This window comes from Streptomyces sp. CA-288835, assembly GCF_050936385.1.
Classification (GTDB): domain Bacteria; phylum Actinomycetota; class Actinomycetes; order Streptomycetales; family Streptomycetaceae; genus Streptomyces.
Genome location: NZ_JBNJMW010000001.1, coordinates 4,182,336 through 4,197,285 on the forward strand (window position 1 = coordinate 4,182,336; position 14,950 = coordinate 4,197,285).

Annotated in this window: 19 protein-coding genes; 13 read left to right on the forward strand and 6 right to left on the reverse strand. The window is 67.4% G+C overall.

All coding sequences use genetic code 11. The features are described 5' to 3' along the window. Positions 1 to 55 precede the first annotated feature (55 nt). The 6 genes from ACQEVY_RS18735 (at position 56) to ACQEVY_RS18760 (ending at position 4,730) form a co-directional block, all read left to right on the forward strand. Positions 56 to 616: a hypothetical protein gene (locus ACQEVY_RS18735; RefSeq protein ID WP_432949907.1), complete on the forward strand. Its 561-nt coding sequence runs from the start codon at positions 56 to 58 to the stop codon at positions 614 to 616. Between the two features lie 461 nt (positions 617 to 1,077). Continuing rightward, on the forward strand, positions 1,078 to 1,713 hold the full coding sequence (locus tag ACQEVY_RS18740; RefSeq protein WP_432949909.1) for a hypothetical protein: 636 nt from the start codon (positions 1,078 to 1,080) through the stop codon (positions 1,711 to 1,713). After that, positions 1,710 to 2,198 (forward strand): hypothetical protein, encoded by a 489-nt coding sequence (locus ACQEVY_RS18745; protein ID WP_432949911.1) that lies wholly within the window; start codon positions 1,710 to 1,712, stop codon positions 2,196 to 2,198. Before ACQEVY_RS18740 ends, ACQEVY_RS18745 begins: the two co-directional genes overlap by 4 nt. A gap of 259 nt (positions 2,199 to 2,457) precedes the next feature. Beyond that, positions 2,458 to 3,327: a peptidoglycan-binding protein gene (locus ACQEVY_RS18750; RefSeq protein ID WP_432949913.1), complete on the forward strand. Its 870-nt coding sequence runs from the start codon at positions 2,458 to 2,460 to the stop codon at positions 3,325 to 3,327. A 27-nt stretch (positions 3,328 to 3,354) separates the two neighbouring features. Then, positions 3,355 to 3,525: a hypothetical protein gene (locus ACQEVY_RS18755; RefSeq protein WP_432949915.1), complete on the forward strand. Its 171-nt coding sequence runs from the start codon at positions 3,355 to 3,357 to the stop codon at positions 3,523 to 3,525. A gap of 371 nt (positions 3,526 to 3,896) precedes the next feature. Continuing rightward, entirely contained in the window at positions 3,897 to 4,730 is an 834-nt protein-coding gene (locus ACQEVY_RS18760; protein ID WP_432949917.1) for a PIG-L family deacetylase, read from the forward strand. A gap of 550 nt (positions 4,731 to 5,280) precedes the next feature. Here the strand turns inward: ACQEVY_RS18760 and ACQEVY_RS18765 are convergent. Then, positions 5,281 to 5,580: a hypothetical protein gene (locus tag ACQEVY_RS18765; RefSeq protein ID WP_432949919.1), complete on the reverse strand. Its 300-nt coding sequence runs from the start codon at positions 5,578 to 5,580 to the stop codon at positions 5,281 to 5,283. A gap of 139 nt (positions 5,581 to 5,719) precedes the next feature. After that, the gene (locus ACQEVY_RS18770; RefSeq protein WP_432949921.1) at positions 5,720 to 6,637 is read right to left on the reverse strand and encodes a helix-turn-helix domain-containing protein; all 918 of its coding nucleotides are present in this window, start codon (positions 6,635 to 6,637) and stop codon (positions 5,720 to 5,722) included. Positions 6,638 to 6,778: 141 nt separating this feature from the next. Between ACQEVY_RS18770 and ACQEVY_RS18775 the strand changes: the two genes are divergently transcribed. Further along, positions 6,779 to 7,231 carry a hypothetical protein gene (locus ACQEVY_RS18775; RefSeq protein WP_432949923.1) on the forward strand — a complete coding sequence of 151 codons (453 nt, stop codon included), beginning with the start codon at positions 6,779 to 6,781 and terminating at the stop codon, positions 7,229 to 7,231. 87 nt (positions 7,232 to 7,318) lie between these two features. Here the strand turns inward: ACQEVY_RS18775 and ACQEVY_RS18780 are convergent, their stop codons facing one another. Then, positions 7,319 to 7,804 carry a hypothetical protein gene (locus tag ACQEVY_RS18780; protein WP_432949925.1) on the reverse strand — a complete coding sequence of 162 codons (486 nt, stop codon included), beginning with the start codon at positions 7,802 to 7,804 and terminating at the stop codon, positions 7,319 to 7,321. 87 nt (positions 7,805 to 7,891) lie between these two features. Beyond that, a complete protein-coding gene (locus tag ACQEVY_RS18785; RefSeq protein ID WP_432949927.1) occupies positions 7,892 to 8,893 on the reverse strand; it encodes an ArsR/SmtB family transcription factor in 1,002 nt (333 codons plus the stop codon). Positions 8,894 to 9,556: 663 nt separating this feature from the next. On the opposite strand from ACQEVY_RS18785, the gene ACQEVY_RS18790 reads away from it, so the two are divergent. From ACQEVY_RS18790 to ACQEVY_RS18805, 4 genes are all read left to right on the forward strand, one after another. Further along, on the forward strand, positions 9,557 to 9,892 hold the full coding sequence (locus ACQEVY_RS18790) for an SRPBCC family protein (protein ID WP_432949929.1): 336 nt from the start codon (positions 9,557 to 9,559) through the stop codon (positions 9,890 to 9,892). 199 nt (positions 9,893 to 10,091) lie between these two features. Then, positions 10,092 to 10,274: a hypothetical protein gene (locus ACQEVY_RS18795; protein ID WP_432949931.1), complete on the forward strand. Its 183-nt coding sequence runs from the start codon at positions 10,092 to 10,094 to the stop codon at positions 10,272 to 10,274. A gap of 94 nt (positions 10,275 to 10,368) precedes the next feature. After that, on the forward strand, positions 10,369 to 10,656 hold the full coding sequence (locus tag ACQEVY_RS18800) for a putative quinol monooxygenase (protein ID WP_432949933.1): 288 nt from the start codon (positions 10,369 to 10,371) through the stop codon (positions 10,654 to 10,656). A gap of 564 nt (positions 10,657 to 11,220) precedes the next feature. Beyond that, on the forward strand, positions 11,221 to 11,463 hold the full coding sequence (locus ACQEVY_RS18805; RefSeq protein WP_432949935.1) for a hypothetical protein: 243 nt from the start codon (positions 11,221 to 11,223) through the stop codon (positions 11,461 to 11,463). Between the two features lie 211 nt (positions 11,464 to 11,674). On the opposite strand, the gene ACQEVY_RS18810 is transcribed toward ACQEVY_RS18805, so the two are convergent. After that, on the reverse strand, positions 11,675 to 12,094 hold the full coding sequence (locus tag ACQEVY_RS18810) for a hypothetical protein (protein WP_432949937.1): 420 nt from the start codon (positions 12,092 to 12,094) through the stop codon (positions 11,675 to 11,677). Between the two features lie 259 nt (positions 12,095 to 12,353). Between ACQEVY_RS18810 and ACQEVY_RS18815 the strand changes: the two genes are divergently transcribed. After that, on the forward strand, positions 12,354 to 13,505 hold the full coding sequence (locus ACQEVY_RS18815) for a sensor histidine kinase (RefSeq protein ID WP_432949939.1): 1,152 nt from the start codon (positions 12,354 to 12,356) through the stop codon (positions 13,503 to 13,505). Next, positions 13,502 to 14,158, forward strand: a complete 657-nt coding sequence (locus ACQEVY_RS18820; protein ID WP_432949941.1) for a response regulator — start codon at positions 13,502 to 13,504, stop codon at positions 14,156 to 14,158. Before ACQEVY_RS18815 ends, ACQEVY_RS18820 begins: the two co-directional genes overlap by 4 nt. A gap of 120 nt (positions 14,159 to 14,278) precedes the next feature. Here ACQEVY_RS18820 and ACQEVY_RS18825 read toward each other — a convergent pair whose 3' ends face one another. Beyond that, the gene (locus ACQEVY_RS18825; RefSeq protein WP_432944686.1) at positions 14,279 to 14,935 is read right to left on the reverse strand and encodes a maleylpyruvate isomerase family mycothiol-dependent enzyme; all 657 of its coding nucleotides are present in this window, start codon (positions 14,933 to 14,935) and stop codon (positions 14,279 to 14,281) included. Positions 14,936 to 14,950: the final 15 nt, after the last annotated feature.

Here is a 14,950-nt window from a genome sequence, read left to right on the forward strand (position 1 = left end):
TCACGCAGAGTGGCCGGATGGTCTCTGCTGCTGTGCGTAAGCAGACAGGAATCTCGTGTCTTTCATATCCACCAGAAGAGCCGCTGCGGTCAGCTCGGCGGCGCTTGCCGCGGTTCTCGCTCTCGGTGTCGTCCCGGCCAACGCCGCGGTCAACCAGGCCAAGCACACGTTCAAGTTGTCCGACCCGGACTACAAGCGCACAGACCGCAACGGCACTTTCACGGGACAAGTGAACATGGCCGGCACCGTCGGCAGGCCGGCCCACATGGCGTGGTCTTTCCGTATCTCTCCGGCGGTACGGGCTATCGCGACGGGGAGGATGACGTGCACGGCCGGCCATATGCAGCTCCCCTACCATGACCGGCACACCAACGTCGCCGTCAGCTACTTCTGGCACTCGTCGGTCCCCAACAACCGGCGCAACAAGGAGTACACGCTGTACGGAAGCTGCAAGTTCCGCGTGAACGTAGGCGGCCGCCCAGGAACCGCGAACCTCGGCTTCAGTTTCAAGTACTCGTTGTTCGACGGGATCAGCAGGTCCTCCGCTGCTCAGGACGAGACCGCCGTCGAGGACTCCTCCTACGCCAGCGAGCTCGACATCGCCTACGACTCCTGACACACGTCGGCTCTCTGCACATCATCCAGACGATGTGCAGAGAGCCGCGTTGTCTGCACCGGAGCTTCCGCCTGGCCTGGTGTTTCGCGAGGCCGGGGTGGCGTTCCTGTGATGCGGTAGGCTCCGCGCGCTGGGCGACCCTCCGCCCTGCCTAAGGAACGGCTTCGCTCCGAGGGGCCGCCAGTTGGCTCCTGGCGCAGTTCAACTGCACGGAGGCGCGGGGACTTTGGATCAAGGTCTGGGCGACTCGGACGGTTCCTGCGGCATCGGTGAAGGGATCTCAGCGGGAACTTTCTCGCCGTACCTTGCTGAGCGGCTCATCGACGGCAGGCAGCCCGGAGCGGAACCCTTTCCTCAAGTTCTCCTCAGGAGTTTGATCATTTACTTGTTGTGTGCATGACCTGCACATACTGTCTCCAGGTACTTGATCGCCACGGGGGCGGTCCACCGGAAGGTGTTACATGGGCATCAGTTCACGGCGCGCTGCGACCGGCGCTGCCACAACTGCCTTGCTTTTCTGCTTCGGAACTGCGGGCACTGCCGCCGCTGAGGAAGCGCCCGACGTCCCGGCCATATCTGCCGACCAGACGACGGAAATCAACGACAGACAGGGCTGGGAGGACGACACGGAGCAGCCGGTTCACGAGGGAGTGAAGCCGCTCCGGTGTGACGGTCCGTCGACGTGGTACCTCATCACGTCGAAGAAGGCGTACCACATTCCTTCGTGGTGGAACGGCACGAAGTTCAAGGACGGCCCGGGCGGAACGATGATGGTGTCCGTGACCAAGAGCGGCACCGTCGGCCTCGAAATCTCGGGCTCGATCGAGTGGGAATCGAATGCGATCATCTCCAAGGCCAAGGCTACGGTCAGCACCAAGATCACTGGCAGCGTGACCATCGCCACCGGCCACAACTACACCCACGAGATCAAGAGGAACAAGTACGGCCACCTGCAGTACGGTTCATGGGGATACAAGCTGACGTGGAAGAAGTACCGGGCCAGCGGTAACGGCTGCGACGGCGTCGAAATCGGCAGGGGCAAGGCGACACTTCCCACCTCCGAAACCGGCTGGAAGTACTGGGAAACCTCGACATGACCAATGTGAGCTCGCGGGCCTGGTTGGCCGGATGCGTCGTAGCGGCATCAGCACTGCTGCTCACTTCTTGCACTTCCGGCAGCGGGGATGACAACGCCGCCGACTCTTCTTCCTCACCTACGCCGAGCGTTTCGCCGACGGCTCCGGGGGCGTTGGAGGAAAGGCTCACCAAACAGGCTCAGGCGGCTCTCGCCGACGTCCATAGCGGAACGATGGTCGAGGCCGGAGCGGAGCGCGTGACCGACGGAATCCACACCGAGCCCACCCTGAGCAAGGGCAAGACCTACACGCTCAACCTGGTCTGCTTCGGCAGCGGAAGCGCGCAATTGGCATTCACACCGGCGAGCACCGGCACGAAGACCACAGTGCCCTGCGATCAGTCGGTGGTAAAGCAGCGGATCACCGCACAAAAGCCGATTCGCATCGACGTCGACGGCACCAAGGGGTCGACCGGCGTAATCGCCTGGCAGATCGACGCCATCTGATCCAGAGACACAACTGAGCGCCCTCCAGCATGACCCGTGGAGGGCGCTCAGTCTGCTGGCATGCCCGGCTCCACCCGAACAGCAAGCGTCTGGAGTACCGCCGCAGGTGCGGATGGTTCCTTCCGAGGGGTAGGCTGCGCCGCTCGATCGAGATGACCCTCCATCGCGTTGGAGTTCACCGGCAACACACAAGAGGGACCGCCAGTTGGCTCCTGGCGCTGTCCAACTGCACGGAGGTGCGGGGGAGAAAGCGTCCGACGTGGCCGAGCCACTGTCCGCAGACCAGTTCCTGGCCGTCCTGAAGAAGTCCGGCGTCCGCGTCTTCGAGCACGGCAACTGGCGCACCCACAACCGTAACCACAAGGGCACCTGGGGCCCGGTACACGGCGTCATGATCCACCACACCGGCCCGTACTCCACCGAAGCCGGCATGGTGGAGCTCTGCCGCACCGGCTACACCTCCCTGCCCGGCCCGCTGTGCCACGGCGTCATCGACCGCTCCGGCACCGTCCACCTCGTTGGCTACGGCCGCGCCAACCACGCCGGTTCCGGAGACGACGAGGTCCTCAAGGCCGTCATCGCCGAGAAGCCCGTGCCACCGGACAACGAGGCCAACACCGACGGCAATCCGCACTTCTACGGCTTCGAGTGCATCAACACCGGCGGCGGACAGGCATGGCCCGCGGACCAGCTGGAGGCCATGCACAAGGTCAGCGCAGCCCTGTGCCGAGCGCACGGCTGGACGGCGCGCTCGGTCATCGGCCACAAGGACTGGCAGCCCGGCACGCCGGACCCCGCGGGCATCGCGATGGACGACTTCCGTACGGCAGTTGCCGAGCTCCTCAGCACCAAGCCGGCCCCGGACGCGGACGACGAGCCGGAGTACGCGCCGTTCCCCGGCGCCGACTACTTCCGCATCGGCCGACGCTCCGCCCTGATCACCGCGATGGGCAAGCGGCTCGTCGCCGAGGGCTGCGGCAAATACGCCAAGGGCCCCGGCCCCAACTGGACCGACGCCGACCGCCGCTCCTACGCCGCCTGGCAGCGCAAGCTCCGCTACTCCGGCGATGACGCCGACGGCATCCCAGGCACCACGAGCTGGGCGAAGCTCCGCGTCCCCAATCCCTGACCCACGCCCCGAGAGGACCTCTGCCCCATGGCCACCATCAACAGCGCGTCCAAGCTCGTCGCCGACATCGCCGAGCGCACCGCACTGACGTACGTCGAGGCATTCCTCGGCCTCCTCCGCGCCTCCGGCACGACCAACCTCATCGCCCTGTCCGCACTTGGCCAACTGCTTGGCACGGCGCTCGTGCATCTTCTTTGAGACTTCGTCCACCGCCACCTCCATCAGGACCGTCCACCCCGTCCCCAGCGCCCACCACACAACCGGCGACCAGCGCGGTGAACGACTCCAGCCGCAGACGCTGACCGGTAAGCGGGCGGAACATAGCCGACGATCGGCCGCCTGTACCTCGTTCGCGTTGAAACGCCGACGCCTGGGAGGCCAAGCGGCGGCGCCGGGAACAGCCGGTCCGGCCGGCGCGGTTGCATCGGCCGAGGGGCCGGCGCCGCACGGGCGGGGAACTCGGAGGCCACAAGGTCGTCCGACCCGCCAGGATCCGGGCCCAAGGTTCGCGGTATGCCCGCCGCGCACTCGGAGCAAGACGTATTTCTTTTCTGCAGGAGGACTGTTTCATGACTGACCGGCCCTTGACGCTCATGGCAGTACACGCCCACCCCGACGACGAGGCCACCGGAACCGGAGGGGTCCTCGCGCAGTACGCGGCGGAAGGCATCCGCACGGTTCTCGTGACGTGTACCGACGGCGGTTGCGGTGACGGACCGGGGGGCGTCAAGCCGGGCGACCCCGGACACGATCCGGCCGCCGTCGCCTTGATGCGCCGTCAAGAACTCGAAGCGAGCTGTGGCGTCCTGAAGGTCAGCGATCTGGAGATGCTGGACTATGCCGACTCCGGGATGATGGGCTGGCCGAGCAACGATGCCCCCGGATCCTTCTGGCAGACCCCTGTGGAGGAAGGCGCGGCCCGACTTGCGGAACTCATGCAGCACTACCGACCCGATGTGGTCGTCACCTACGACGAGAACGGCTTCTACGGCCACCCCGACCACATCCAGGCCCACCGCATCACGATGGCGGCGCTGGAGATGACCGCGCTGACACCGAAGGTGTACTGGACCACGATGCCCCGCTCGGGGATGCAGCGGTTCGGGGAGATCATGCGCGAGTTTCATCCGGACATGCCGGAGCCGGATCCTGCCGAGGCCGCCGCGATGGCCGAGATCGGCCTCCCAGACGATGAGATCACCACGTGGGTGGACACCACCGCGTTCAGCGGTCAGAAGTTCGACGCGCTGGCCGCACACGCCAGTCAGGGCGAGAACATCTTCTTCCTCAAGATGGGCAAGGAGAGGTTCGGCGAGCTGATGGGCATGGAGACCTTCGTACGTGTCCAGGACGCCACCGGCGCGGCCGTACCCGAGAACGATCTCTTCGCCGGACTGCGCTGATCCACCCATCCGGAGCGGAGCTCGGGAAAGCTCGTCGACCGCACGGCACGATCGAGCGCGTCACACACCCGGAGACTTGTCCACGCGAGTTCCGCTCCGGCAGCCCGCGACCAGATCGGCAGGCCCTCGCCGACGACGTCGACGCGTGCCCGCACTTCTGACCCGACACCGCGCTCGTCGCACAGGTGGGAGACCTGCGAGCTGCTGACTCGGAGGGTGCGCGACAGCCCAGGTCACAAGCCCAGCGGTCTGCTCCGATCAAGACAGACCGCCGAAGAAGCGACACGAAGCTGAGGCTCCGATGTCCGACACGCCGTGAGGCAGGGGACACCCTGGTCGACACCGAGGACGGCAACACCGTCTCCGAGCGCATCCGCGACTGGTGCCGCCGCACTCGACCGCGTGGGGCGCGCACGGTCAGGGTCTGTCCCCCCGCCAGGGGGACAGACCCTGATATGTCAGCGGCGGCTGACGAGGCACATTTCGAGCCGCCCCTGCTCACGCGGCACTTACGGCCCTTTGCGTTCGGGCCTTGGCGAACTGAACTGGTCTACGGCTTCCACATCCAGAGCAGCACCGTCACGCCACTGGAGTGGTCGGTGCACGTGTAGTCCGTCCAGCGTGGGTCGTTCACCAAGTCCTTGCCGGCCTCATGGCAGTTGGCGTAAGTCCAATACCAACTGTGGTATTCCCACTGCCCTTGAGCGGTGAGCGGGGCTGGTGCCTTCTGCGCAACGGTCGCGGAAGCGGTTTCGGGCTTTTCCGCGGCCTGTGCCGCTGGTGCCATGAGTGGACCGACGACCAGGGCGGAGCCCAACGCCGCCGTGGCCAGGGTCTTGCGAAGGTGCATGGTTTTCCCCCTCAAAGGGTGTACCTGGTGAAAATTCCGGAATACGCCGTCTCCCAGCAACTGCCTGTGGCGAATTCCTGTGGTCATTCATGGTTCCGTCCCGCCGCGTGTAAGTCCTCGGCACAGCGTGCACAGGTACTTAACCCTGCTTGCACACCGACGAACTGAGCGCCGCTCGGCGGTGGTCCCGGGGTGGCACGCCGTATGCGGTACGGAAGGCGCGGCTGAAGTCGGCCGGGTGGGTGAATCCCCAGCGATTGGCGATGGTCTGGATGGCGGTGGCGCACTGCGTGGGGTCGGCGAGGTCGGCGCGGCACCGCTCCAGGCGTTGGGCGCGAATCCACGCGGCCACGGTGTGCCCCTGCTGCTCGAAGAGGCGGTACAGGTATCTGAGCGAGATGTGATGGGCCGCTGCGATCATGGCCGGGCTGAGTTCCGGGTCAGCCAGGTGCTGCTGGATGAACGCCTGAACGCGCAGAAGCAGGGCGCGCGGGCGGCTCTCGGGCGGCACGGGGCTGTCGGCTTCGAGTTCGTGGGCGAGCAGCGCGGTGACCAGGTCGAGCAGGACCATGCTCAGACGGGAGGCATCGGCCGGCCGATAGGTATCTGTCTCTTTGATGAAGCGGGTGAGGAGGTCGGCGAGCATGGCCCCGACTCCCCCACGCCCGGAGAGGCACCGGGCCACCAACTCGTCGACCCTGGTCTCCGGGAGCGGCAGAACCGCCCGCGGGAAGCGGACGACGACCGCGTCGACCCTGCCACGGGTATTGGCTCCCTCGTAGGGCCGCGAGGTGTCGAGGAGCGCGAACTGCCGAAAGCCGATCGTGGTCTCCCGGTTCGCCTGGGACAGGTCCGTCTCTCCGGTCAAGTTCAACCGCAGGTGGTACAGCTCCGGATCCGATCGCCGGATGTGCCTTGGTGTTCGGTAGGCCCGTATGGACGGAATGGACGTATGAGAGACGTCGACGGCGTCGAGGTGCACGCTGCCTGCGGCTGCGCGGAAGTCGTCCTCGTGGTCGCAGCGGATCTCCATGGGCACCGACCCTTGGTCGGACATCACACGCCACGCCTCGAACCGTTCCGCCGACGGTAGGTCATCGGTCCGGAATAGTGTCCTGATCATCATTTCCCCCGTGCTGTGGGTCAGCTTGGACAGGCCGTACGAAGTTCGAATAAATGACCGCTGAACGTGTCGGGCATGGCGGCAAAGCGCTTCCCGTACCGCGTGCTCGGAGAGCCGGACGCCGTTATCTCCGGGAACCCCTACTGGCTGCTGCCGACCGTGCTCGGGCTCGCCGAGGACGGAACATGGGAGTACCTGCCGGGGCGGCTGAAGGAGTACAAGGCTGCGTGCGCGTACCACGATCCAGGAGGGTGTTGCCCGGATTCGGGCGGGCGAGCGCGAGCAGATCAAGCCCCGCGGGCGCAAGCCGTCTGCCGAGCCCAAGCCGACGCCGACGCCCTTGCCGGAGGCGCGGACGTTCCGGCCCGGCCAGGACTCGGCGGAGGATGGCGCAGCGTTCGCGGCGGAACTCCTGAACGCCGGCTTCTCCATGACCGTACGGCCGAGGCGCTGATCCCGGGCGGGGTGCTGTTGCGCAGCACCCCGGCCGCGGACGACGGGCGGCTGGATCCGTACACCACCGTCTGACTGGCCTGACACCGTGCTGGCGTACTGGCGGTCGCGAAGGTGGAGCAGCGGTGGAACGTGCGAGCCGCCGGTACGCGGTGAGCGGGGTCAGCAGTTACGGACGTACCAGACCGGGTCCCAGTTCTGGTCGATGTTGTGGGACCCCTCCGGGGTGAAGCGTCTGAGCTCCCCCATGTTCTGGTCGTAGAAGTACGAGGTGACACCGCCCGTCTGAGCGTCGTAGAAGTTGCCCCAGCCCTGCCAGTAGTGCAGCGCGTACAGCTGGCAGGTGTAGAGGAAGAACACCTTGTAATCCACGGTCGTCGGATCCCAGACGACGAGGCAGAGGTTTCCGCTGGGGCACGTGTAGTCGTCGCCGGGCCGGCCGTGCTCCGTGCGGACGGCCGGCGTGATCGTCGGGGACACCGCGGCTGCCGACAGCGTCGACGCGGGCGCCGCCGGCAGCGTCAGGACCTGGTTCAGGTCACGGTCCGGCGGAACCGCCGCCTGTGCGGGACCGGCCGCGAACACTGCCACCAGTGCCAGCAACAGGGCGCCGAGGACGCCGAGAAGGGAACGTTGTTTGTTGCACATGCCCTCAAACCCCCTGCCAGAACGCTGCGTTGACCTCCCCACGCTGTTGCCGTAAACGTCCCCGGCGCCACAGGTTGAAGTTCTGCCTTAAACGGAAGCCGGGGCGCCGTTGAGAAGGGCCAGGCCGACGGGGGTAATGGTGTGCAGGACGTACTTACTGCGGCGGACGCTCAGCAGCAGTCCCGCCCGGCGGAGTACGGCGGTGTGCTGGCTGGCTGCCGCGCCGGAGATGCCGAAGCGCTGAGCGAGTTCGCCGGTCGTGCGGCCGGTGACGACGTCCGCAAGGATCGCGGCGCGGGTCCGGCCGAGCAGCGCGCCGAGTTCCGCGCCGTGGGCGGGGGTGCCGGGGTGGGCCCAGCCGGGAGTGTGCTGGATGGGGTAGACAAGGACTGGGGTGCGGTCGGCGGCGGGGTGCGCGAGCATGACGGGTCTTCGACGGCAGAAGAAGGAGGGTTGTAACACCAAACCCCTTCCTCCCAGGCGGAGTTCGCGGTCGACAGGGTAATCCGCCTCCAACACCGGCGGATTCCAGCGCAGGACCGGGCTGAAGTCGGCCAGCAGCCCCTCGGTGCCGCCCGCCAGTACCACGCGGGCGCGCATCGAGTGGTCGGCGTCGACCTGGGCCCGGACGTGCCGCCAGACGGGGGCGAGCATGCGCCGGTGGTAGTCGTGCAGGGCGGTACCCAGGCGGCGCAGGTCCTCGGGCGCGCCGTCGGCCAAGGCGCGAACCTCGGTGGGCAGCGGTGAGCGGGAGCGCCTGGGAGACGCGGCGAGCAGGGCGAGGTCGGCGCTGAGAGCGGAGCGCGGGGTGCGGAGCACAGTGTCGACCGCGAAGTCCAGGTCGGTCGCGCCGGCCAGGTCCGGGGTGAGGAAGTCGGGAGAGTAGCCGTGGGACGGCAGCAGCGCACCGAGCAGACCGTCCGCCGGGCCGAGGCGGGGCCTGACGAGCCGCCGCCACTGCCCGAACACCGGGCCGCTGTCCTCGCTGATCAGGACCTGGAAGCTGTTGGTGATCTCCCAGAGGGGGTCGGGGGTGGCGGCGACGCGGACACGCGCAACGTCTTCGTTGGTGAAGTGAACCCGCAGCATGGAGGGTCTCCGATGGTGGGAGGTCATCGGGTGGCTGACGTGGATGGCGGTGCCTCACGACGGTGACCGAGACCAGTGGTGCGAGCAAGGCCGCATTCGGTCACTTGTTCCCCGAACCGGATTCCCCCTCCGTCGAGGACGACGGCGTCTTACGTCAGCGGCTGGCGCGCTGCACACCGCGGATAGCGCCGCCCTTCCACACCACAGCACCGCAGGGGGCCGCGCCCACGACATCGTTGGCGGCCCCCTACCTCACCCATACCTGAACCAGGAGAAAGGCACCTCTGTGCTCACCTTCACCCTCGGCAGCGGACCGGTGCCCTCGAGGCGGCCGAATTCGCCGACTTCGACACCGGCCAAGCCGTCTACGCCATCACCGGCATCGGCGCCTTCACCCTCGGCTGGGACCCCGACCACCACCCCGAAGCCGACCAGGACCCGATGGAGGAAATCCTCCACGTCGCCTACGGCACCGGGCCGCACGGCTTCACCATGGACGAGGCCCCGGTCCTGACGGCGTCAGCTCGCCGGCACCGAGTCCTTCGCCCGCACCGCTCTTCCAGCTGCTCACCGACCTGGCACACCTGCCGAAGTGGCTGCGGGCCTGGTGCTGCACGAGCCGCTGAGTGGGGTGCATGGGAGGTCGGTACCAAGTCGCGGGTCGTGATGCAGATGGGGCGGCAGAAGATCGAGTGCACCGAGACCATCACGCGCCGGGATCCTGCAGACCTGCGCGAGATCCCGATAGGGAACGTCGTTCACTTCGACCGCGAGATCGTCGGCGAGGACATGTGGAGCGCCGTGCGCGACCGGCTGACCGAAGCCGGTCCGGAGAAGACGCTCTGGGTGAGCGAGAGCGAGTACCGGTTCAGCGGCGTGCTGATGCGGGTGGTAGGGGGCCTGAAGCCCGGTGCCTTCCGCAAGCAGTCGCAACCGCACATGCAGGACTTCAAGGCGTTCGCCGAGCTGGGAAAGGACGTCCGCGAAGCGAAGGACTGATCTGCTTGCGGACGGCGGTCGTCGACGACAAACCCCGATTCGGGAGCGCGTCAGCGGTTCAGAAAAATGGCCGGGTCAGAACGGGGCGACGCTCCTCAAATACGAGGACGAATCAGGCGCCCCTGCGTTCGCCAGAAGTCGACCGCGGATGCCCCTCGCTTCGGGAGGGGTCCCGGCGGCGCCTGGGATGCTCGCCCGCATGATGACACGTCGAAAGTCCGCAATCGGTCTTGTCGTTTGCCTCGTGATCGTGCAGATGGCGAACATGCCGGCCAGCACGCTTCAGCCTTCGGCGCTCTGGAGTGACCTCGGCCTGATCGGCGCCATCGTTTTCCTCGTCCTGCTGTGCGTCGGCCCGAGAAAGAAGCGGGAAGGAAAATGACGCATCCATCCATCGCCGCTCCCACAGATGAGTTCGGCACTGTCCGACGGTCATACTCCGCGACAGCCGGTCGAACCCAGCAGAGGAGCAGCACATGGTCATCGTCGCGGGGCACATCGTCGTCGACCCGGACCAGCGTGGACCGTATCTCGCGAACTGCGTGAGCGTTGTTGAACAGGCCCGCCGCGCACCCGGCTGCCTCGACTTCGCCCTCACCGCTGATCTGGTGGAAGTCGGCCGCATCAACATCTTCGAGCGCTGGGAGTCGCAGGCCGCAGTCGAAGCGTTCCGAGGCAGTGGACCTAGTGACGAGCAAAGCGCTGCGATGCTCGCCGCCTCGGTGGCCGAGTACGACATCGCGGGCGTGCGTTCGCTGACCTGAAGAAGCCCGGGCACCAACTCGCAACTCCCCCACACACCGGCGCCCCCAGCAATCGGGAAAGCCAACCCGCCCGCGAAGGTGGAGCGGTGCTCACCAAAAATGGGATCCGCGCCTCTACCAGTACCTCAATTCGGCGCAGAACACAGGCAGTTCCCGTGTCGGCCTCGCGAGGACGCGACGGGGACAGAACGGGGACACGCCCCCTCCGACGGGGACACAGCGGGGACGTAGCGCGTGGTACACCTCGGTAGTTCCGAGGAGTCTTCGGGACTCGATGGGACAGTATCCGCGCAGGTCAGAAGCCATATTGACGCCCCCTCACCCACACGCCCGGCTTCCTGCCTGATCAGCCAACTCCTGCCCTACCAGACCCAAAACCGATCTTGGCTTGCTCCTAAAGCGGGTGTCGCAGGTTCGAATCCGGATGCAGTCTCGGGGTTCTCGTAGCGGCTCAGAATAAATAGTTTGGCTCTTTAATCCCTTAACGGATGTTTGGCCGCGCGTCAGAACTGTGAGGTCGGTGGAGCGGCTTCGAGGCTCGCGCCAAAGTGGCTCCGTAAAGCCGTGGAGCCGACCGCCCCAGCCACGACGTACCCCTTCTCTCACGGCAAGTGGCTGATCGCTGTGCGCGCGGCACGGGCACCGGCCGGGCTGGAGCGGGGCGGAGACAGGAGCGCAGGCCCGGCCGGGGGCCGTGCCGCGCGCGGTGAGCGGAGCGAGCCGCCTCGAACCGCGCGAACCGCGCTCGACGCGGTACTCGCCGGCCTGGTCGCCGACGGCCTCATTCCCAAGCCCGACGGCCGCTGAGGGGGCGAAGGCGGAAACAGCGACCCGCTGCCCGGCGCACAGCTGCGCCAGGCGGCGGAAGAATGGGACCATTGCCCACGACGTCGCCCCGCATCCAACCAGATGAACCGGGGGCGAAACGCACATCTCAGGCCGAGCCGATGCAGCATGCGTGACGGTGCCCCGTCCTCCCGATGTGGAGGACGGGGCACCGTCATACCCCCGCCGTGGATCAGCCCCGGACGTTCTTCAACAGCACCTTCACGTCGTGGCCCTTGTGCCAGCCCGTGTCCACGAGCGGGCTGTGGTGGCTTTCGGTGCCCCAGACGTAGTACTTGTGCCACGACTGGTGCCACTGGCCGTTCAGGTTCGAGCCCGTGGCCGTGTATACCTGGGCGACCTTGCCGTCGCGCTTGTTGTCCCAGATGTAGAGCTGGGCCTTGGTCTGCGTGTTCAGGCCGCTGTACCGGTCGCACTCGCGGTACTTGACCCCCGCGGCGTTGTCGTCGACCTGGATGTTCCGCCAGTCCGTGCAGGCCCCCTCAGCCGCGCTGACGTCCGACGGCGAGGCGACGGCCGCTGGCGCCAGTGTGGCGGTGGCCGCCGCGGCGAGCGCCGCCGCGCCCAGTGCAATGCGCTTGCGTACGTTCATGTCTTGCCGGTCCTTTCCGGCCACGGGCCTGGTCCCCCTGTTGGGTCCCCCGACGACCCGCGGTCCTGGCGGCTCCGGTGGTCTGCCGGCGCCGCCTTGGTGCTGGTCCAAGAACCTACGGCGTCCCGCACCCCGCGGTCGTCCCGCGCTGGGTTGAAGTTCGTGCCCGCCCCGGGCGGTAGCTCCGAGGTTCCTGCAACTTTCGCGGTACCGCGGAAGTTTGACGCCCATCCACCGGAACCGGCCTTACGCTGCTGCGATGCGGATCCGCCCCCTCGCCGTCGACGCGCTGATCGCGGCGGCGCTGACCAGTGTGGCCCTGCTGCTGGGGCCGGAGGCCGAGCGCCAGGGGCAGAACCCGCTCGACGTGACCGCCTACGCGCTGGTGGTCCTGGTCCATCTGCCGCTGGTGCTCCGCGGCCGGGCCCCGGTCGTGGTCTGCTGCCTCGTGCACGCCACCTGGCTGGTCTACATCACCGCCGGCTACTGGCCCGTGGTGTGCAGCTTCGGCCCCATGCTCGCCGTCTACACCGTCGCCTCCCTGCGAGCGCTGCGCGTCTCTGTCCCCTGCGCCGCGCTGATGGGCGGGGTCTGGCTCTACGCGGGCGCGGTGAGCCACACCGACTCGTGGCCGTCCGTCGTCGGGCAGGCCGTGGTCTATCCGGCGGTGCTGTGGCGGTTCGGCGTCGTCGCCCGCCGAACGACCGAGCTGACCCGGCAACTGCGCCGGGAACAGGCCGAGCGGGCCCGGCGCGAGGTGGCCGAGGAACGCGGCCGGATCGCCCGCGAACTGCACGACGTGGTCGCCCACCACATGTCCGTGATCTCCGTGCAGACCGGTCTCGCCCGGTTCGTCTTCGACACCGACCGGCAGACCGCGCGTACCGCGCTCGACACCATCGACGCCACGGGCAAGGAGGCCCTCGACGAGCTGCGCCGCATGCTCATGGTGCTGCGCGCCGACGACGACGGCGCCCCGGCCGCCCCGATGCCGGGCCTGGCCCGCCTCGACGAGATGGCCGAACGCGTGCGCACCGGCGGGGTCCCGGTCGCCCTGGCCGTCGAGGGCACCCCGCGCCCGCTGGCCCCCGGTGTGGAACTGTGCGCCTACCGGGTGGTGCAGGAGGCGCTCACCAACGTCCTGAAACACGCGCCCGGCGCGCGTGCGGAGGTATGGGTGAGGTACGAGCCGCATCACGTGACTGTTTCGGTCACGGACGACGGAGAGGGGGTGATTTTGGACAGAGTGCAGAGCGACGGCGGGCATGGCTTGCTTGGCATGCGCGAGCGGGCCAAGCTCTACGGCGGGCAGATCAGCATCGGCCCGCAGGAGCAAGGTGGCTTCGCCGTGCGGCTGACCCTGCCGACCTCCGCGCGGGCCGCAGGGCGGGGGGACGACGCCACCACATGACCACCGTGCTCGTCGTGGACGACCAGTACCTCATCCGGGCCGGACTGGTCGGGCTGCTGCACGCCGCACCCGGCATCGAAGTGGTCGGCGAGGCCAGCGACGGCGTGGACGCCGTGGCGCTCGCCGCCGAGGCCGCCCCCGAGGTGATCCTGATGGACATCCGGATGCCCGGCATGAACGGCATCGAGGCCACCGAACGCATCCTCGCCCAAGCCGCCGATCCGACGCCCCGCATCCTGGTGCTGACCACGTTCGACCTCGACGAGTACGTGTACGGGGCGCTGCGCGCCGGAGCCTGCGGGTTTCTGCTCAAGGAATCCGGCCCCGAACGGCTGCTCGCCGCGGTGACCGCGGTCGCCGGTGGTGACGCGCTCTTCGCGCCCAGCGTCACCCGCCGCCTGGTCGAGGCGTACGCCCGCCAGACCGCATGCGAACAGCCCGCGGACCTGGAGGCTTTGACCTCCCGTGAGCTCGAGGTGCTGAAACTGATCGCACGCGGCCTGTCCAACCTGGAGATCGCCGATCGCCTCTACATCAGCGAGGCGACCGTCAAGACCCACCTCAACCGCACGATGACCAAACTGGACCTGGACAGCAGGGCACAAGCGGTAGTGGTGGCGTACGAATCGGGGCTTGTGACCCCGGGCGGATAGCGGCCAGGTGCTCTGGCAGCCCCATGCGCCCGGAGGCTCCGTTCGGCCTCGCTGCGGCGGCACGGACCGGCCATCACCGTTTGTCATGCAGGCATCAGACACAGCTTCTGAGCTTGTTCTTTAACCTGAGCGCAGTCGGGCGCGCAGGACTGCCGCACCGTCCCCCTCAAGGTCCTCGCAGGCCGCTGCGCGGCCTGCCATCCCCATCACCAGCGAGAGGGTCGGCCCCCGGAGCAGATCCCCCGAGCCGGTACTGAACGGTCCGTCAGTGGCCTCGACCCGCAAGCCCGCGATTGCAGTGTTGCTCGCGACAGTGAAATCGCGGCTGGCGAAGAACCGGGCCACGGCGGTCGTCGTGGCCACCGGGGGTGTCCGCACAAGACCCAATGGCCGACGGATGTCCTCGCTGTGGACGACTATTTCGCCCAGCCAGGCCGCAGTATGTCCTGTCGGTCCGGCAGGCCCGGTGACAACATCGCGAAATCGCCGCAAGGTCTCTTCAGGCGTAGCACCACGGTGCTTTGCGAGTCGTCGGTCGTTGTGCAGATCGGAGTCGAACCGAGCGGCCAGCATGCTCAGCAGCCAGCGCCACATCCTCGTGCTGGCACCTGCCGTCAGATGGGCTACGACCTCCTCCACGGTCCAGCGTTCACACAGTGATGCTTTCGCCCACTGGGCCGCGCTGAGCCCGGTGAGGTCTTGAGCGAGCGCGGACCGCTCGACGTGAATCGCCCTTTCCAGAGCTTCCCGGGTTTCCAGAACGTGTGGTTCAGCCATAGGACAGCCTCCAGA